Origin of the sequence: Mangrovimonas sp. ST2L15 (assembly GCF_001280515.1) — a bacterium.
GTDB lineage: Bacteria > Bacteroidota > Bacteroidia > Flavobacteriales > Flavobacteriaceae > Mangrovimonas > Mangrovimonas futianensis.
Genome location: NZ_LBIQ01000028.1, coordinates 82505 through 100519, shown reverse-complemented (window position 1 = coordinate 100519; position 18015 = coordinate 82505). Strand labels below are relative to the sequence as shown.

19 protein-coding genes and 1 tRNA gene are annotated in these 18015 nt (G+C 36.8%); 6 read left to right on the top strand and 14 right to left on the bottom strand.

Features of this window, described 5'->3' with window-relative positions; genetic code table 11:
- Positions 1-97 precede the first annotated feature (97 nt).
- Positions 98-1162 carry a hypothetical protein gene (locus ZA07_RS02855; RefSeq protein WP_053970224.1) on the bottom strand — a complete coding sequence of 355 codons (1065 nt, stop codon included), beginning with the start codon at positions 1160-1162 and terminating at the stop codon, positions 98-100.
- 351 nt (positions 1163-1513) lie between these two features.
- On the opposite strand from ZA07_RS02855, the gene ZA07_RS15975 reads away from it, so the two are divergent.
- Positions 1514-1606 (top strand) — tRNA-OTHER (locus ZA07_RS15975).
- Between the two features lie 54 nt (positions 1607-1660).
- Positions 1661-2248: a hypothetical protein gene (locus ZA07_RS02850; RefSeq protein ID WP_053970223.1), complete on the top strand. Its 588-nt coding sequence runs from the start codon at positions 1661-1663 to the stop codon at positions 2246-2248.
- A gap of 106 nt (positions 2249-2354) precedes the next feature.
- Here ZA07_RS02850 and ZA07_RS02845 read toward each other — a convergent pair whose 3' ends face one another.
- From ZA07_RS02845 to ZA07_RS02810, 9 genes are all read right to left on the bottom strand, one after another.
- Positions 2355-3776 (bottom strand): amidohydrolase family protein, encoded by a 1422-nt coding sequence (locus tag ZA07_RS02845; protein WP_053970222.1) that lies wholly within the window; start codon positions 3774-3776, stop codon positions 2355-2357.
- A gap of 170 nt (positions 3777-3946) precedes the next feature.
- The gene (locus ZA07_RS02840; RefSeq protein WP_053970221.1) at positions 3947-5206 is read right to left on the bottom strand and encodes a TlpA disulfide reductase family protein; all 1260 of its coding nucleotides are present in this window, start codon (positions 5204-5206) and stop codon (positions 3947-3949) included.
- Between the two features lie 69 nt (positions 5207-5275).
- Positions 5276-6448 (bottom strand): serine hydrolase, encoded by a 1173-nt coding sequence (locus ZA07_RS02835; protein WP_053970220.1) that lies wholly within the window; start codon positions 6446-6448, stop codon positions 5276-5278.
- A gap of 129 nt (positions 6449-6577) precedes the next feature.
- Positions 6578-7231, bottom strand: a complete 654-nt coding sequence (locus tag ZA07_RS02830) for a DUF6000 family protein (protein ID WP_053970219.1) — start codon at positions 7229-7231, stop codon at positions 6578-6580.
- Positions 7232-7388: 157 nt separating this feature from the next.
- Positions 7389-7892: a hypothetical protein gene (locus tag ZA07_RS02825; protein WP_157492042.1), complete on the bottom strand. Its 504-nt coding sequence runs from the start codon at positions 7890-7892 to the stop codon at positions 7389-7391.
- A gap of 141 nt (positions 7893-8033) precedes the next feature.
- Positions 8034-8483 carry an SIMPL domain-containing protein gene (locus tag ZA07_RS02820; protein WP_231628619.1) on the bottom strand — a complete coding sequence of 150 codons (450 nt, stop codon included), beginning with the start codon at positions 8481-8483 and terminating at the stop codon, positions 8034-8036.
- Positions 8484-8521: 38 nt separating this feature from the next.
- Entirely contained in the window at positions 8522-8731 is a 210-nt protein-coding gene (locus ZA07_RS16145) for an SIMPL domain-containing protein (protein ID WP_197276692.1), read from the bottom strand.
- A 133-nt stretch (positions 8732-8864) separates the two neighbouring features.
- Positions 8865-9392, bottom strand: coding sequence for a hypothetical protein (locus ZA07_RS02815; protein WP_197276691.1), 528 nt, complete (start codon positions 9390-9392; stop codon positions 8865-8867).
- A 166-nt stretch (positions 9393-9558) separates the two neighbouring features.
- Positions 9559-10467, bottom strand: coding sequence for a hypothetical protein (locus tag ZA07_RS02810; RefSeq protein WP_053970216.1), 909 nt, complete (start codon positions 10465-10467; stop codon positions 9559-9561).
- 510 nt (positions 10468-10977) lie between these two features.
- On the opposite strand from ZA07_RS02810, the gene ZA07_RS02805 reads away from it, so the two are divergent.
- The 3 genes from ZA07_RS02805 to ZA07_RS02795 are packed head-to-tail and all read left to right on the top strand — an operon-like array spanning position 10978 to position 14059.
- Positions 10978-11943 carry an aldo/keto reductase gene (locus ZA07_RS02805; protein ID WP_053970215.1) on the top strand — a complete coding sequence of 322 codons (966 nt, stop codon included), beginning with the start codon at positions 10978-10980 and terminating at the stop codon, positions 11941-11943.
- A gap of 32 nt (positions 11944-11975) precedes the next feature.
- Entirely contained in the window at positions 11976-13010 is a 1035-nt protein-coding gene (locus ZA07_RS02800; protein WP_053970391.1) for an Atu2307/SP_0267 family LLM class monooxygenase, read from the top strand.
- Positions 13011-13012: 2 nt separating this feature from the next.
- Positions 13013-14059: an NAD(P)-dependent alcohol dehydrogenase gene (locus ZA07_RS02795; protein WP_053970214.1), complete on the top strand. Its 1047-nt coding sequence runs from the start codon at positions 13013-13015 to the stop codon at positions 14057-14059.
- A 37-nt stretch (positions 14060-14096) separates the two neighbouring features.
- On the opposite strand, the gene ZA07_RS02790 is transcribed toward ZA07_RS02795, so the two are convergent.
- Complete coding sequence (locus ZA07_RS02790; RefSeq protein ID WP_053970213.1) at positions 14097-14444, bottom strand: VOC family protein; 348 nt, start codon at positions 14442-14444, stop codon at positions 14097-14099.
- 11 nt (positions 14445-14455) lie between these two features.
- The gene (locus tag ZA07_RS02785; RefSeq protein WP_053970212.1) at positions 14456-15211 is read right to left on the bottom strand and encodes a metallophosphoesterase; all 756 of its coding nucleotides are present in this window, start codon (positions 15209-15211) and stop codon (positions 14456-14458) included.
- Positions 15212-15308: 97 nt separating this feature from the next.
- Between ZA07_RS02785 and ZA07_RS02780 the strand changes: the two genes are divergently transcribed.
- The gene (locus ZA07_RS02780; RefSeq protein ID WP_053970211.1) at positions 15309-15767 is read left to right on the top strand and encodes an RNA methyltransferase; all 459 of its coding nucleotides are present in this window, start codon (positions 15309-15311) and stop codon (positions 15765-15767) included.
- Between the two features lie 4 nt (positions 15768-15771).
- Here ZA07_RS02780 and hutF read toward each other — a convergent pair whose 3' ends face one another.
- Both hutF and ZA07_RS02770 read right to left on the bottom strand, forming a co-directional pair.
- Complete coding sequence (gene hutF, locus ZA07_RS02775) at positions 15772-17151, bottom strand: formimidoylglutamate deiminase (protein WP_053970210.1); 1380 nt, start codon at positions 17149-17151, stop codon at positions 15772-15774.
- Positions 17151-17942 (bottom strand): N-formylglutamate amidohydrolase, encoded by a 792-nt coding sequence (locus tag ZA07_RS02770; protein ID WP_053970209.1) that lies wholly within the window; start codon positions 17940-17942, stop codon positions 17151-17153. The genes hutF and ZA07_RS02770 overlap by 1 nt, the downstream gene beginning before the upstream one ends.
- Between the last annotated feature and the right edge of the window lie 73 nt (positions 17943-18015).

Genomic DNA, 18015 nt, shown 5'->3' with positions numbered 1-18015 from the left:
TTCCGCCGTAACCGAAGATAGCAAATTGTAAGGAATTTTCAGTAGAAAATTCAGCCGCATTGAGCTATACACGGTGTCGTGTTTTCGTACTTTTTTCCTAAAGAATTTGGTTGAACCATTCGATTGATGCCATTCCTTCTAATTTCACTAAATCAGTCAATTTTCTTGAATGTTTTAGAGGATGCCGTATTTGGCTTAATTGGTTAAAATACTTTTCAGTCGCACCTTTAGTTTTAAAAATTGGTTCAAAATGTTGCCAATTCGAATCTTTCAAGATAACCAACTTCAAATGTTCAATATCCGCAAATTCAATTGCATTTTTCAATGATTTATAATCATCAATATTTTCACCAGGATGTTTGTCAACGTGTTGTTTAATTCTTCTTCGTATATCACTTTTTGGACTTCCTGTAATTATGTCCTCGTAATTTTCTTTTCCAGTTTGATTTACTAAAGTACCAACGAAAATATTTCTCAATTTACGCTCAATGACATCAACGTCATCTTCAATTAATTTTCTTTCGTCCACGACACTTTTAGCGGCTTGATGATTTGCTTTAATTTCCTCCGCTTTTTTAGTTATTTGCTCAATATAATATTCAGCCAATCGTTCTCCGTTAAGTTTACCTCCTTGAGCATAACTATCAATTTGAAAATGAATTGGTTTTTCTAAATTTTCAAAAATAAAATCTACGTAAGTTACATTACCTCTTGCCCTTACACGTGCGTTTTTAAAATCTTTTAAGTCGTATTTGGTATTTAAATTGGAATTGACGCCAAATGTTGCAGAATCGATGCAAAAAATACTCACAAAGAGACTTTCTCCCTCAACTTTAAATGTTAACAGCCATAATAATCTATTTTCATTTTGATGCTTGTTTAATTCTTGAAGTCTTTTAAAATTTTCAACATCTGTACTTGAATGAATTTCAGTCCCATCACATATGCTATTTATTCCATAACCCCAAAAGTCTCCATCAAAAAGCTTTGATTTTTTGCATTGGGTTTGAACAGTTTGAATATTTATTCTTTGAGCCGTTTTAATATGCATTGCTCTTGCACTAGAGCCAGTATTTCCCGTTATTGCGATGAAATATTCATCCATTCTTTTAATTAGGATTTCAGAAAGCTGACTTTCAGAAATGTGTTGTTTTTTATTCACTCGGTTTGTTATTTTAAAAGATGTTTATGGTTTTCGCAGTATGAAACACAAAATGTGTATAAACACACCTGGTGTGTTTATTTTTATTATATAATTACCATGTGGTTGTTTATCCAATAAATTCGGGATAGAAACAACTGCTATAATTGTTCTAAGAGAGGAGAGTCTAAATCTATAAAAATACCTTAAAATTTGAAAGAATTTTCTTGAAAATTTTCCCTTCTTAAAGTTTTGGATTTTTCCATTTTGATATCTCAAAACCTTTGCCTAAATTGCTTGATATTGAATGTTTAACCACAACATCAAATTCGTTTTTGCTGCACACGTTTTGTGTGCGCTATCGAAAAAAATAACGGGATAAAATACTGGTTTTGAGTTAGTTATAAAATAATTTTGGCTTCGCTCATAACCCGAAGGTCACTGGTTCGAGTCCAGTTCCCGCTACAAATGACAAAGTCGCAGTATTAAACGGTTTGGAGCTTCCAAACCGTTTTTTTTATGCTTAATTTTACGGAGCTCTTAGAGCGTGAATACGAAAATGAATACGAAAGTGAATACGATTTGTCATTGAAGCAAAAATTTTCCACCCCCAAAATCTATACGGGAAAAGGTGACGTCAAAAAGAGATGGTATGTCTATTTTTCCTTTGCCGACCCAGAGACTGGAAAACTGAAAAGACAAAAACCTATCTATGGGTCTGCCAACAAGTACAAGACCAAAGAAGAACGTTTGGCTGTACTTACAATTTATCAAAAACTTACCTTGAAATTATTGAATCAAGGGTACAGTCCATATGTGGACAATTCAGAACGTTACAATAACGATACAGATAAAAAGTCTAAACCAAGCAGTCAGGTCAAGGATACCATAAATACTTCCCCAAATATTGTTAAGGGAATCAACGAAGGTGTTGCGAAGGTCGTGGATGCACCTAAGCCACCCAAAACAAAGATTAAAGAGGCCTTTGCTTTTGATCGTGCCATTAAGGAGAAAACTTTGAAGGCAAGTAGCCAGAGATCCTATTTTAGCCATATCAAGGGATTTGAGACATGGTTGAGAAAGCAGAAGCCCAAAGTTGCCTATTAGGAACTGATCGATAAAAAAATGGTCATAAATTACTTGAACGAAAAGCTAAAGGAATCTTCGGCGAGAACAAGCAATTACTTAAAGCCAATGTTGGGTCCAGTATTTTCTACTCTGTTTCAGATTCTTTTAATAATTTATCCAATTTTTCTCTATCAAGATATTTACCTCCTTTGATTACACCATAAATATTCTTCGTTTCCTTAATATTCTCAAGGGGGTTTCCATTAAGCAAAACCAAATCAGCAATTTTTTTTTCTGCAACTGTACCTAAAGAGTCTGTCATTTTAAAAAAGGTGACCGGATTGATTGTGGCTGTTTTTAGTGCTTGACCAGTGCTCATTCCGCTGTTAACCATTAACTCAAGTTCATCATGAAGACTAAATCCTGGAACAATATAAAAGTTGCCGCAATCAGTGCCTGCAAGGAGTTTAACATCTTCTCTATTTAACCGCTCGGTTATCTTTTTAGCGGTAGTAACTTTTTCCTTTCCTGAATCCCAGGTTTCCTCATCAAATAATTGTGTAGGAAATTCATTTTGTGGATTCCAGCTTTCAAGCATTTGTTTCGGAATATACTTTAGGCTTTCATTACTTGAAATACTCTTATCTTTCCGATACCACTGGTGATAATGCGTGATCAATGTGGGCGTAATGTAGGTTTCATTTTCTTTAAGGACATTGGACAATTTTATCAATTCGTTTTCATCGTAATTGCTTGAGTACATTTTACCGATTGATGTAAAAGCACCAATGGCGTTAGGAATATCTCTTTGCAAAAAGAATTCTTTAAATGCAGATTCCAAACTATCTATCTTCTTTTGCTCTGAAGAAGCACTTTCGAATATTCCGTTAAGATGTTCTATGCTTTTTTGACCCAATTCTGAAGCTTCAAGAGCTGTCATATCGTTAGGTGTATGTCCAACAAAAGGGAATTTTAATTCATTACATCTATTGGCTATTGTTATATAAATTTCTTTAGTCAAATCATCATAGACTTTTATAAAATCAGCTCCTTCATTATGAAGCGAATCTACAATACGGATGGCATCATCTGCCGATTTTGGTTTGATTGAACCTTGTAAAAGACTAAACGGACCATCCATGATTTCGCCAGAGAGAAAGATTCGTGGCATCATCGAATTTGAAGCGACTAAAGAATCTCTTACCTCTAAATTGCCCCATAAATCTCTAACCCCTAAAATACCGTTAGCGATAAATAATTTTCGAAAATTGGGGTGTTCTCTTGAAGTAGCATAATGGACGTGCATATCCCACAAGCTAGGGATTATAAATTTATCAGTTCCGTCAACTACAATTACAGAATTGTAATTATCAGACTTTGAAAAAGGTGTGATTGATTTAATGCTACCATTTTCTATAGCAATGGTCTGGTTGCCAATGGTGGCAAGATTTTCTATATCAATAACATTGGTGTTAGTGATTATAATATCTCCTGTAATCTCATTTTTACAAGAGACAAGGATTGATATGAGTGTTGTAATTGAAATTATAGTAAATAGCTTTCTCATAATAACTACTATTCATTTTTTATATTGCTCACAACGGTTTGTGTAAGGATAGTTGCGTGTGCAAGCAACTAACTTACTAAAAATGCAACGAACCAGAGGGAAACCCGCAGGATTTTCCGAGTAGGCTAGAACCAAGCAATTATTTTTACATGGTGTTGTGCAAAGTTTTTTTAATTCAATCGAGACTCTAATTCCATTCTAACTTCTTCAGCGGTCGGGTCTTTTGCTAATATTATTCCATTTTCGTCAATTAGGAATATTCCACCGCCGCCACCATCGACTCCATATTTTTGCCAAATATTATTTTGTCTGTCCAACTCAATAAGGTTTGTCCATTGCCATTTTTCTTTTTCAAGGAATTTTACAAGTCTATCTGTATTTTTAAATTCTCCAGCAACTCCAATAATTGTAAATCCTTTGTCTTTGTATTCGTTGTAGAGAGGAACCATTGTTCTACTTTTGGCTATACAAGGCCCACACCAAGTAGCCCATAAATCTAGTAATGCTACTTTTCCATTAATTATTTCAGAAAGTTTGATTTCATTTCCATTTAAATCAGGTGCGGAAAAGTCAGTATATTTTTTTCCAATTTTTATGTTCTCAATTGCATTAATTAGGTTTGATGCAAGTTCGTTATATGGATGATTTTGATGGGCGTCTGATAATATCTTGTAAGTTTTTTTAGTAGAATTAACATCAAGATTTTCTTTATTAAAAATCAAGTTGTCTAAAAAAAAGGAATATGACACAAGGTTAGGATTGTTTTCAATGTAATTTTGCTTAAACAGCTTTTGCTCCTCGTAAATAGGTTTTATTTTATTGTCTAACTCTTTGGCTTTAGGGCTTAAATTTTCTCCTGATTTTTCTAAATCATCAAGCTTTTTGTAAATGACTACTTTCTCATCTTGATTTTTGGTTTGTCTTAATTCCGCATAAAGTAGTTTTGCTTTATCACTGTGATATTCGTCACTCTTAAAAAGTGCACTAATACTATCTTGAAGTGGTTTTATTCTATTGTTGAATTTATTCTCAAAATTTTGTTTGAATTTTGTGTATTCAGCGTTTAGGTTTCCTCCATTAGTTACGTTTTTGTCAAATTCTTCTTCCGAATGAATGGTTAAGTCAATTTTTTTGTTTTCCAAAAAGAGAGGCATAAAACGTCCTCCTCCATTTTCTTTGGCTTCTCCAAGAAAAAGATTGACAGCTTCAGGATTATCGAGTTTAGATTCAAAATAAAATTTCCCATTTTCAACCGGAATTTCAATTAATGAGTCAAACCTCATATCTTGGTTTGGTTTTACTAGAAGAATAGATTTCGTTTCAGTTCCTATTACTTTTCCACTTAAGAGCAAACTTTGTTCTTTTTCTTTCGAACAGTTCAAGAAGAATAGTATTGCAAATAGTAAGGTAAATTTGGTAATATATTTCATTTTCGATTTCGGTTTTAAATTTTGCACAACGGTTAGTATAAAAACCGTTTTAATGGTTTTTATACATTGTTAGCGAGTTTTGGTGTTTTGGAATATAGGATAGATTTCTTTCATTAGCAACGTGTAGGCAGATTTCTCAGAGGGTATTTCCAAATTGTAATTTCCTGCAGTCATTACCACCGTTAAGTCATTATCAAGATCTAGGTAGATTCGTTGACCACCGTTACCATCTGCTTTAATTAGTTCAAAACCCTTTTCTCCGGCAAAGTCGTCCCAAGAATACCATTGGTAGCAGTAAAAGTTTACACATGCATAACCGGGGTCGCAAGGGTAAGTGATTCGTCTTTTAAAGGTCTCATTGACCCATCTTTCGCTGATTATCTGCTGTCCATTCCATCGACCATTATTCCGATACAGGAGTGCAAACTTCATGAGATCTCGTGGTCTCAATCTCAACCCTGCCGCAGCGGCAATGATGTCGGCCCCACCAGAAACATGGGAATATTTATTCCACTCGAACTTTTCAATTCCTAACGGAACGAATAAATTTTCTTTAGCAAACTGGTCGAGTGGCATTTTGCTGGTACGCATCACGATTTCGCTTAAAACCAATGTGGCTCCTGAAGCATACACCCATTTTGTTCCCGGTAGGTCTTTTAATTGCTTATTCAATACATAGCTCAAGGGATCTTTGCTGCGAAGCATTTGAATTTCACCATTCTCTGGGTCGGTATAGGGTAAATTCTCATTCCAATCCAAGCCAGTGGTCATGGTCAGAAACTGTTGGACAGTCCATTCCGATTTGGCTCCTTCAAATTCATATTCAGGAAAGAAATCAGAAATAGGTTGATAAACATGCTTGATTAGCCCCTTGTCAATACAAATGCCAATTAGAGCTGATACCACGCTCTTGGAAATGCTGCGTATATCGTGGAGCGTAGTGTCGGTAAAATGAACAGACCCAAGATCCTGCCCCAGATTTTTGTCTTCGCCATCGAAATATTCTTCATAAACTAACTTACCATCCTTGGCGATCAAAAGGCTATGAATATTTGTGTACTCTTGGTCTTCAATTTTTTTTGTTATTGTGTTGAAGATTGAATCATTGAGACCAATTTCCTTAGGTGATTTGGTTAATAGCTTCTCTGTAACAGGGTTTAATTCTTGATTGTTTTTAACATCCTTCTTGTCATTACACCCAAGAAGGATAAAAAGTGCTAACAAATGGATTATATATTTCATTATTTACAATTCTCGCTAACGGTTCGTATAACCGTCAGTTACGGATTTAAAGTTAATGATTTTCGGTTAAGAACTGACGTTAGCAATTCCGAGTGGATTCGGACGTAGTCGAATCCGCCGTAATTGCGGTTATACATTGTTGTACGCAGTTTTTATTTTAATTAAACTCTCCATTTGACTTTCAAATCCCTTAAATGACAATTCTAAATCTTGAGCATATTTGTCAGAAACCCAATCTTGGTATAGGTCTGAATATTTTTCCATTTCATTCGTTCCGTTGAGTTGGTCAGTCCATTTAAGAGCAGACATAGCATCTCTTTGGTCAAAATGTAAGTGCTTTTGAGTCAAATAGTAATCAAGATATTTTTTTAAATATTCGATTCCATTTTTAGTGTTGAAAGAAGCTAAAGTCAAACAATATCCAGTTCCAGCATAGCAAACTTGACTTTTTAAAAGATGAATTCCGATTATATCCTCAATTTCCTTTAATTCCATTATTGTTGAGAAATATGCTCCGACAATTCGTGTCCTCCAATTAAAATCACCAAGTAAATTCTTAACTATACCTGTATTGAGTTCAGCTTTTAATGGCTCAAGCTTTTCTATAAATTCAGCTGTGTTGTTTATTTGAAACATATAGAAAGGAACACACCATTTTTTTATAAAATCAGGTTCGAGCTTTTTTTCGTTTGAGTAATGCTCCAATTCCTCAAATGAACTTTTATGTCTGACTGTCGCTCCAGCAGAATGTAATTCGATTTGTTTTTTTGTTTTCTCGTCCATTTTTCAGTTTGGGCAAATTGCGTACAACGGTTTGGCTATGGTTTCGTTGCGTGAAAATCCGCGAGGATTTTCCGCCGAAAACCGAAGATAGCAAATTTGCGAGGACTTTCCGAGAGGAAAGTCAGAAGCAATGAACTATAGCCGGTGTTAGCATACGTTATTTATTTTCAGGTAGTTTTTCAAAATTCAGTTCGTTCTCCCAACAATATCCAAATTCAGATTCACAGTTTAATTTCAATCCGTTTTTTGATAATTCTCCGCTATATTTTAACTGTCCTTTTGAAACTCCACTTGTTGAGTCTTTTTCTAAATCTCTTTTATGTTTCACAATTCTAAATCGAGTTGTTTCGTAAAGGTCTCTTTTTCCAATTTCAAAACTGATTTTTCCGTTTTCTAAATTCAGATTTTCCATTCCGTTTCCATAAAAGAAAACTCCGTGTCCGCCACTATCTTCGGTTCCGAAATAAAGTCCGCTATATTTTCCATTTAGAGTGTCAATTACGATGTAGTGATTTTCAGATTGTTCAGGTGTTTTATATTCATAAATCCCAATTAAGTCAGCATTAAGTTTTTCAGGTGTAGTTTTTAATTCAGACGTTTTTTTGTCTGAATTACAACTTATAAAACTCAATATTAAAATCAGTAGTGTGATGTTTTTCATAATGTATGCTAACGGTTAGGCTATGATTCCGTTGCGAGGAAAATCAGAATGATTTTCGGAGTAGGAATCAAGCCGGTTAAAGTTAATGGTTTTTGGTTTAGCACTTTGCAAGCAATGAATTATAGCCAGTGTTGGCAACCGTTATTTAATTCCAAATTTGGCATTAATTTCAAATCTCAATTTGATTTTCTTTTCGTTTTCGGCTTCAGGATTTTCACTTGAATTCATCATAACATTACTTGTTGATAATGTTGGTCTCCAAAAGTAATTTTCAGAATTTAGTTCAGTTATTGAAATAACATCACCAAGTTCCTTGTCAATTGTTTCTAAAAGATATTTTGCTTTTTCTCTTGCCGCAAGTAATGCTTGTTTTTTTACTTCTTTACGATAGTTGACCAGCTCTTTGTTTTTCAGTTCTCCAATCTGCATATAGTCAATTCCTTTTCGGTCTAGTTTAGAAATGATTTGGTTTATTAATTTAAAGTCGGTCAGTGAAATTTCAAGTTTTTTGCTGATTAAAAATTCCTTTCCTCTGTATCTCCAATAGTTTCCGACTTCGGTTGACTTTATATCCTCTGTTTTGATTCCCAATTCATTTAGATCTTTTATAAGTTGTCCCTCAATTTCGCTTATTTTAACCTTGTTTTTGTAATCCTCGAATTCCTTCTTTTTTCAAATTCTTCTTTCCAGTATTCTTCGATCCCGATAATGAAAATAAATTCATCAGGTTCAATTAACATTTCAGCACTTCCTGTTACTTCAATGTATTTTGATTCTTGTGCGGAAATATTTAACCCTAAAAGGATTAAACAAGTTAATAATGCTAATTTCAATTTCATTTGCGTTTTGTTTTAATGGTTGCCAACGGTTTGTGTATGGTTTGTTGCGTTGGCCTGGTCACTAATTTAGCAAATAAAACTTGGTGATAGCTCAGCGCGAGGATTTTCCGAAAGGAAAATCAGAAGCAATGAATTATACACTTTGTTGTGCAACGTTTATTTCTTTTTCAATTCGGTTAGTTTCCGATTCAACTAATGGTTTTAAGTTAAGTTCTCTAACCTTTTTAATAAATTCAGTCGCTTTATCAAAATCATTTCTCAAAAGTTCAATATTCGCTAAATTCAACAATACAATTGATTTATCGTTTTCAGTTCTTAATCCTATATTCAGGGCTTGAGTCAAGTCAGAATGACTTTTTTCAAATTCCTTTTTCTCTAAAGCAATAATTCCAGTCGTGAAATAGTAATAGCTCTTATGACCTTTAGTCAGTTTATCTGGATTTTTAATTTTAGAAATCAGTTCTTCAGCTTTTTTTACATTATCTTTTTTTATTTGTTGAAAAGCAGCATAAACAGTTCCATATTTGAAATATCCGTAAATAAAAAGTCCACCTGCTATTAACATCATTGACATATTTGCATAATCCTCTTTTGAGTAAAAATATGCAGCTGATATCAAGCTAAATATGACAAGTATGATTCTGATTATTGGTGTAAACATATTTTCAGGATAGTTTGGTCAAATGTTGCACAACGGTCTCGGCTATGAGTAGTTACGTGGGTTAGCACTTAACTTAGCAAGTACACACCGAACTGAAAACCCGCGAGGATTTTCAGAAGTAGGCGAGAACAAGCAATTACTTATAGCCAGTGTTGTAAACAGTTTTTTATTCTTTTGTAATGTTTTTATAAAGTTTATTCATGAATTCCGGTGTCCACATGCTCATATGTCCGCCATCTAATTTTATTACCTCTACACTTTTTGATTTAAGAAAATCAATTTCATATTGCTTTGGCCGTCCAACAGAAGCATCACTTTCTCCATAAACATAAACTACATTACTCAGGTCAACATCAGAAAGAAGTTCTGTAAATCTTTTTTCGCCATTCAACATTAGCATTGACATATTGGTAAATTTTTCTTTTAAAGAGGTTTCCATTAAAAAACCAGGAAAAGGATCCTGTTCTATTGGGTTTACACCGTCTTCCCAAATAATAATTTTCCCTTTTTTAATAGCGTCTATGTTTTTTAAATCCATATCTAGATTCAATCCCATTAATACGAATTTATCGGCCTTGTTTATTTTGTTTAAAAGGTACTCAAGTCCTATTTCACTACCATAACTGTGACAAATAACGTAAACTTTTTTATCCCGATTTTTAAAATAGGCAATCGTTCTTGAAAGTAACTCAACACTTTGTTTTAATTCATAAATGGCCTGTTCTTTGGTCAAAGTAGGTTTTGCAGCGAATGCAGAAGTATTGATTATCTGAGATTGTTGGGGATATATTTTTAAGAGGTTATCACTATTCTCAATTTCTAATAAGGGATTAAACGAATCTGAAAAAAGCACATAATTAGGTCCGCCTTGTACATAGATGAAAGCTTCTTTATTGTCCATATTACCTCTAGCAACAAAAGTTTCCGTGCTGTCTTTCGGAATCTCAGTTGGAGTATAGGTACTCAAAGGTACCATCGCCATTTTAATAAAAAACTTTTGTTGGTAAGCAAAATAGGAGGCAATGATGAGTAATATTAGCAGCAAAGCAAGAATTATTTTAGTTCTTTTTTTCATCTCAGAAATTGTTTACAACATGTGGATATGTTCACTGGTGAACATATATTTATTATATATACACCCAAATATAAAGAAATACTTACACGTTAAAGGGGTTTTGATAGAGCTAAAGCTGTTTTCAGCAAAATAATAGGTATTTCTTTTATTGTTTGGGTTTTAGGAGCTCCTGATGGTGAAATTTATAAAGGTTTATTAAACGACTATTATTCGAATAATATTCGATTGATGTCAGAATAACTGATAAAATCGGCTATTGTATTCATCAAAAAGACTAAACAAACTAATCTGTTAATTGATTCATTCACCTTCAGAAAATAAATTTCTTGCCACTTTACCAGAGTATAATAGTCATTAAAATAGCTTTTTGGGCACTAGGGCCATATGATAATTGTAAAATGTTAATACCCAATAGGCTTTTGACTAAATCATTTTAAGAATATTATAACAGTCCAAAGCCCCTTGTTTTCTTGGTATTTAGATAACTTAGGACTTCTTAAGTAAAACATCATGAAAAAAATAAAAATAGGTCAAACAGACCTGCAGGTTGCTCCCATAAATTTGGGAGGCAATGTGTTTGGCTGGACCCTAAATGAAAAAGAATCCTTCCACATTTTAGATGCCTTTGTAGATCAAGGCTTTAATTTTATCGATACCGCCGATATGTATTCCTACTGGGTAGATGGTAAAGGAGGCGGACAGTCTGAAACCATTTTAGGTAAATGGATGAAAGAGAGGAAAAATAGGGAACAGGTCATCATGGCTACCAAAGTGGGAGGAGAAACGGGAATACATCCTAAAGATACCAGCAAAAAACATATTTTAAAGGCAGTTGATCAATCCTTAACACGCTTGCAAACCGACTATATCGATTTGTATTACACCCACTTTGATGATGAAGTAACACCAGTTGAGGAAACCCTGGAAGCTTATCAAGAAATCATACAGGCTGGGAAGGTAAGGTATATTGCGGCTTCCAATTTATCACCAGAAAGAATACACGATTCCTTTCAAGCCTCAGAGAAATATGGTTTGCCTAAATACCAGGCACTACAACCGCATTACAATTTATTGGAAAGGGATTTTGAATCCACATACCGACCGCTAGCAGAACAATACGGACTTACGGTGTTTCCTTATTGGTCATTGGCTTCGGGATTTTTAACGGGTAAATACCGTTCAGAAGCAGATTTGGAAAAAAGTCCGCGCGGTGGTAGTGTTAAAAAGTACCTGAATGATAAAGGACTCGCCATACTTGAAGCTCTTGATACGGTTTCAAACAAACATCAAACCACTCCGGCAACCGTGTCTTTGGCTTGGTTGTTGGCTCAGCCTACCATTGGGGCTCCTATAGCTAGTGCCACCAGTCAATCTCAGTTAAAAACATTGTTTGAAGCACCGCTTTTGAATTTGGATGCCGAAGATTTGGAACTGTTGGATAAGGCCAGTAGTCCTATAAATACCATCAATTCCTAAATCTGTAAAGTACTATCAATACTATGAATCAAATAGAATTTGGTCTGGGCATGTTTGGAGATCTTTCATTCGACAGGCATACCAATCAAGCCCAACCCCCAAAAGAGCGTTTAGCTCAAATGCTTGAACAAATAAAATTGGCAGATCAATTGGGTTTGGATGCCTTGGTTCTTGGTGAGCACCACCGCCCAGATTATGCGGTAGCTTCTCCAGAAATAGTCTTGGCAGCCATAGCTTCTGTGACCAAACATATCAAGTTAAGTAGTGGGGTCACGGTTTTAAGCTCTTCTGATCCCGTAAAGGTATACCAGGATTTTGCCACACTCGATCTGCTTTCAGATGGGCGGGCAGAAATATGTGCTGGTCGGGGTAGTTTTATAGAATCCTTTCCCTTGTTCGGCTATGATTTAAAGGACTATCACGCCTTGTTTGAAGAAAAACTACTGTTGCTTTTGAAGCTTAATGCCGAGGAAACGGTGACTTGGCAAGGAAATTTTAGGGCATCCTTGCATGAGCAAACCATTTATCCCAGACCCGAAAAACCTTTACCTATTTGGGTAGCTGTAGGAGGCACGCCAGAGTCAGTATATAGAGCTGCCAAATTAGGATTGCCTATTATTTTTGCCATCATTGGTGGCATGCCACAACAGTTTAAACCCTTGATAGATTTTTACAAGCAGGAGTATGAGAATCATGGCCATGATGTGGGCTCCATGCAAATAGGCGTGCATTCACATACCTATTTGTCGGCTTCAAGAGAGGATTTACTAGCTGAGTATTTTCCGCTTTATGCAGCACAAATGGATCGGGTGGGGAAAAGCAGAGGGTGGTCACCTTATACCAAGGCGCAGTTTGAAGGAGGAATATCTCCAGAAGGCGCTCTTTTTATGGGAGAACCCAATCAAGTAGTAGATAAAATATTAAGTCTGATTGAAATGTTTGGCTTAACTAGATATGTGGCCCATATAGATGTGGGCGGGCCTGCACATAAAGATTTAATGAAGGCCATAGAATTGTATGGAACCAAAGTGGTTCCAGAAATAAGAAAATCACTAAAACAACAATAAAGATGACAGTTAAAGCATATGGCGCACATGCCAAGGATAAAGATTTAGAACCAGTTCAAATTGAACGCCGAGGGTTAAAGCCCACAGATGTTCATATAGATATTTTGTACTGTGGTGTTTGTCACAGTGATATACACACTGCCCGCAGTGAATGGGGACCAGCCAAATATCCAGTGGTTCCTGGACATGAGATTATAGGAAGGGTAACTGCCGTTGGGAATGATGTTACACGTCACAAAGAAGGTGATTTGGTAGGGGTAGGTTGTATGGTAGATTCTTGTAGAACTTGTCATTCCTGTCAAGATGATTTGGAGCAATACTGTGAAACGGGAGCTACATTTACCTATAACAGTCACGACCCACATACCGGCGGACATACTTATGGCGGGTATTCTGAAAGTGTGGTGGTAGATGAGGCCTTTGTGCTAAGCATTCCAGAAAGTTTGGATACTGCTAAGGTAGCACCTCTATTGTGTGCTGGTATTACCACTTGGTCGCCTTTAAAACATTGGAATGTGAAAAAAGGAGATAAAGTAGGGGTTATTGGTTTAGGCGGATTGGGCCATATGGGAATCAAATTTGCCCATGCCTTGGGTGCTCATACAGTGATGATCACGAGGTCTCCAGACAAAGCAGGTGATGCTGAAGCTTTGGGAGCCGATGAGGTACTTATAAGCACTGATGCCAAACAAATGAAAGAACATGCCAATTCCTTTGACTTTTTACTGAACACGGTTCCTGTTGATCATGATGTGAATCCGTATTTGGGATTGATGAAACGAGATACTACCATGGCCATGGTGGGTGCCATTGAACCGCTCTCTAAAGTGCACGGTGGAGCGCTTATTTCAAAACGTAAAAATATAGCAGGTTCCATGATAGGGGGGATTAAGGAAACCCAAGAGATGTTGGATTTTTGTGGAGAGCACCAAGTGTTACCCGATGTAGAAATGATAGATATTCAAGAGGTGAATAAAGCCTGGGAGCGTGTGGTTGACGCCGATGTCAAATACCGTTTTGTCATTGATATGGCATCTCTTAAGAAATAGTTGAAATAGAAAAGCAGAAGGTTCCTTCTGCTTTTTTTTATTCTTTAACATCGGCCAAATATAGAGCATTTTGATCAGGGTCTTTAAAATGGGCCAGTCTGATGTAACCATCCTTTTCAACATTAAAGATAATACCTTTGGCGGTTAAGTCAGCGACCGTTTCGTCAAAGTTGGTAACCCCAAGCCCGATACTCAAATTATCACCTATTTGGGTGTTTTCTTTGGTAGGGTGCAGACCCAAAATCACATTGGCGGCCTGTACTTCGGCATAATGGTCACCCCAATGATTCAATAGAGGTAATCCCAAAACTTCCACATAAAACTGAATACTTTGATCCATTTGGGATATCATGATGTTGATTCGGGTGGCTTTTAAAGTTTTCATGTCTTGAGGTTTTAAGTTAAGACTAAGGTTTTTTCATAATTGAAATCGTGATGTTCTTCAGAATGGATATAGCCAAACTGGTTCGTGACCATCTTGGTTCCGGAAATTTCAAAATCCCTTTGATTGCCATGGCTGTGTCCATAAATCCAATATTGAATGTTGTTATTGGAGATAAAATCGGTTTTATCGGCACAAAAGGCTTCACTCAACAAGTTGCCCTTAAATTCTTGGAGGTGGCATTGGGTACTTGGTAGATGATGGGTAACCACTACCTTTTTTCCCTTCTTTTGAACTTCGTCTGAAATAAACTCAAAGGACTTTTTATGTAGTTTATTGAAATGGTGCATGTAAAATTGACCGCCTTTATAAATGATGTTTCTAAAATCAATCATGCCGTTAATCACTTCATACATCTGCTTGCTGATATGTGACCACATGGTCGAAAAAATAAAGGTGTAATCTTCTATTTGTAAGGAGGTGTTGTTTAACAAGGTGACATTGGGGGCAATGTTCTTTACAATAGGATATAAAGCATAAGCGGCATCATAACCACCGTAAAATTCATGGTTCCCGGGAATGAGAAAGACCTCTTTAAAATCCTGAGATGCTTGTTTGATAAAGTCTAGTTTGGCGTAGTTTCGGTTTAAAAAGTAGGTGTCACCAGCAATGATTAAAATATCGCCCTTTGGTATAATGGGATGCTTTTTAAACCACTCGCGGTTCTCTTTTAATTCCAGGTGTAAATCTGAACAAACTTGTATGGTCATCTGCTGTCAGGTTGTTGGTAAAGTTACAACATCCATTTCATCAAACTTGGAGATACACCCAGCTTTTTAAGCTTCCTTGAATTGTTACCTTTGCATCATGAACGATAATTTTGTCAATGAGTTTTTCGGAATCGGGATTCAAAACGGGAAAACCCCAGAGAATTTAGGGGTGCTTTGGCGATCTGCCCAAAATATGGGAGCCAGTTTTATATTTACTATAGGAAACCGATATGCCAAACAGGCTTGCGATACCCACAATGCGGTCAAGGCTATGCCTTATTTTCATTACGATACCTTTGAAGAGTTTTACAACAACTTACCAAAGGGAGCAAGACTGGTAGGTGTGGAATTAACTGAGGATGCCGAACCTTTGGAAACCTTTCACCATCCAAGACGTTGTGTCTACTTATTGGGTGCCGAAGATCACGGTCTTTCCAAGAAGGCGATTGAGAAAAGCCATCATTTGGTAAAGTTCACTTCTCAACTTAGCCTCAATGTATCTGTTGCCGGAAGTATCGTGATGTATGACCGTGGAATAGGGAAGCCTCGTTCCTAAGATTTTATAATCTCGATTTCAGGTCTCTCAAAGCTTTTACAAAATCGGATACAATGTGTCCTTGATTGTGGTGATGTCCTTTAAACGTGATCCATTCACCTTCTACCATGGTGCCCAAAATATGAGACACATCACTGGCATACACTATGGAATTGCATATATGTTTTATATTGGTAGCTGCCATAAGAGGCGAATTGGCATCAAAGATCACTGTGTTAAAAGGTTGCCCAATTTCAAAAAAGGATTCATGTGAGCGCCCCATGGCTTGTCTTCCGGCTTTGTAGGCCATAGTGATGGCATTCAAACCACTGTCCCCATGGTAGGGTAGGTAAAACGTGTTGCGCTTATGGGTTGTTAAACGCTGGCCATAATCTAGAAGACGTAATTCTTCCATCGGACTGATTCCTATATGGCTATCGGTGCCAATACTCCATGATCCGTTAAGTGCTTTGTAGTCGTGAAATCTAAATAGACCGTCTCCTAAGTTTCCTTCCGTAGTAGGGCACAAAACCACATGTGCGCCAGATGTAGCAATCCCCTTAACTTCATCATCATTTAAATGGGTGGCGTGCACCAAATGATAGTTAGGGTTAAGGTCCATGTTGTTCAATAACCATTCAACAGGGCGCTGTTGGTAAAAGGCTTTACAGTCTTCAATCTCTTTAATTTGTTCTGAAACATGAATGTGAAATGGGCGGTTATTGCCAAAGTTTCTACCCACCTGTATGATGTCTTCACCGGTTACGGCTCTCAAGGAATGAATCCCCAAGCCAACTTTTGCCTGGTCATAATATTGTGCTGCTTTTTCACTGCTTTCAAATAAGCGATAGTAGTCCTCAATGGTCTTTGAAATAAATCGCTTCTGTTTGCTTTCAGCTTCTTTTCCGAAGCCTCCTTTTTGATAGAACATAGGAACCAAAGTTATTTGGATTCCTGCTGTTTGGGCGGCTGAAATTAAACGGGAACCAAGTTCAGCTAAGTTGCTGTAAGGATTTCCGTCAGGGTCGTGGTGTACATAATGAAATTCGGCTACCGAGGTGTATCCATGTCTCAACATCTCGCTATACAGCATGGTGGCAATGGCTTCCAGATGTTCAGGCGATACTTGCAATGCCAAGTCATACATGGCCGATCTCCAGCTCCAAAAATCATCGGGTTGCCCGCTACCTTCATGTAATTCGGCCAATCCTGCCATAGCATATTGAAAGGCATGGGAATGGGCATTTTGAAATCCCGGTAAGGCAAAACCATTAATGTTTTCGGCTTGGGCCAAGTCATCTTGCTTGATAGAAAGGACGCAACCGTTCTCATTTAAGGTTACTACAGCGTTGGTCAACCAACCGGTTTCTGTTAAAAGCGCGTGGAATCGATAGGCTTTGCTCATTAGGAAAGGGTATTTATTAGGTTCACAAAAAGGGATTTTAAAACAAGTCGCATCTGTTCGGCACGCTCGGGATGGTATTTGGTCTCGGAATCATCCATATAATTCGTCTTGGCCATTTCCAATTGCAATGCATGGATGTTTTCTGAAGGCTTTCCAAAGCTTCTAGTGATGTGCCCCCCTTTAAATGGGTGGTTATGCTTGAAGTTGAAGGAGTGGGAATCCAATACACTTATGGCTGAATCAATAAGTGCTTTGGAAGCGGATGTTTCGTCGTTGTCTCCCAAAATTAAATCTGGAAAAGGGGCTTCCTGAATACCAGGGACAACTTTTCTTATGGAATGGGCATCAAAAAGAAGGGCTTTTCCAAATTGCGATTTGGTTTCATTTAAAAGCTCTGAAACTTTTTGGTGATATGGCAAAAAATACTGCAGTAATCTATGTTCCATTTCTTGCTCCGTTGGCGTTTCATCTTGATATAAAGAATCGCCGTTAAAATTGGTGGTTGGTACCAAGCCCGTGATTACACGGCCATCATTATACAAAGGCTTGCTATTTGGATCACGGTTTAAGTCGATAACCCATCGGTTGTATCGAGCGGTTATCATCGTGATGCCCATAGCAGGGGCAAAATCGTATAACTGATCTATAAACCAATCGGTATCGTCGGGATTTGATACGACTTCTGCTTTTAATTGCTTTTTCACCTCGTCTGGAAACAGGGTTCCAGAGTGAGGTGAACTTAATATGATAGGAACTTTTTTGGCTGTAGGTTCAATAATGTTGTATACCATGTGCTGGTTGTAAAATTAGTCTGTAGTTACAAAAGTACAAGTTATCTCTTTACCTTGATGCAAGTAAACCGTT

Bases quoted from the DNA above. Each gene is read 5' to 3' on its own strand.
- ZA07_RS02850 (WP_053970223.1), top strand. From the start codon at position 1,661: ATGCTTAATTTTACGGAGCTCTTAGAGCGTGAATACGAAAATGAATAC.
- ZA07_RS02845 (WP_053970222.1), bottom strand. From the start codon at position 3,776: ATGAGAAAGCTATTTACTATAATTTCAATTACAACACTCATATCAATC.
- ZA07_RS02840 (WP_053970221.1), bottom strand. From the start codon at position 5,206: ATGAAATATATTACCAAATTTACCTTACTATTTGCAATACTATTCTTC.
- ZA07_RS02835 (WP_053970220.1), bottom strand. From the start codon at position 6,448: ATGAAATATATAATCCATTTGTTAGCACTTTTTATCCTTCTTGGGTGT.
- ZA07_RS02830 (WP_053970219.1), bottom strand. From the start codon at position 7,231: ATGGACGAGAAAACAAAAAAACAAATCGAATTACATTCTGCTGGAGCG.
- ZA07_RS02825 (WP_157492042.1), bottom strand. From the start codon at position 7,892: ATGAAAAACATCACACTACTGATTTTAATATTGAGTTTTATAAGTTGT.
- ZA07_RS16145 (WP_197276692.1), bottom strand. From the start codon at position 8,731: ATGAAATTGAAATTAGCATTATTAACTTGTTTAATCCTTTTAGGGTTA.
- ZA07_RS02815 (WP_197276691.1), bottom strand. From the start codon at position 9,392: ATGTTTACACCAATAATCAGAATCATACTTGTCATATTTAGCTTGATA.
- ZA07_RS02810 (WP_053970216.1), bottom strand. From the start codon at position 10,467: ATGAAAAAAAGAACTAAAATAATTCTTGCTTTGCTGCTAATATTACTC.
- ZA07_RS02805 (WP_053970215.1), top strand. From the start codon at position 10,978: ATGAAAAAAATAAAAATAGGTCAAACAGACCTGCAGGTTGCTCCCATA.
- ZA07_RS02795 (WP_053970214.1), top strand. From the start codon at position 13,013: ATGACAGTTAAAGCATATGGCGCACATGCCAAGGATAAAGATTTAGAA.
- ZA07_RS02790 (WP_053970213.1), bottom strand. From the start codon at position 14,444: ATGAAAACTTTAAAAGCCACCCGAATCAACATCATGATATCCCAAATG.
- ZA07_RS02785 (WP_053970212.1), bottom strand. From the start codon at position 15,211: ATGACCATACAAGTTTGTTCAGATTTACACCTGGAATTAAAAGAGAAC.
- ZA07_RS02780 (WP_053970211.1), top strand. From the start codon at position 15,309: ATGAACGATAATTTTGTCAATGAGTTTTTCGGAATCGGGATTCAAAAC.
- hutF (WP_053970210.1), bottom strand. From the start codon at position 17,151: ATGAGCAAAGCCTATCGATTCCACGCGCTTTTAACAGAAACCGGTTGG.
- ZA07_RS02770 (WP_053970209.1), bottom strand. From the start codon at position 17,942: ATGGTATACAACATTATTGAACCTACAGCCAAAAAAGTTCCTATCATA.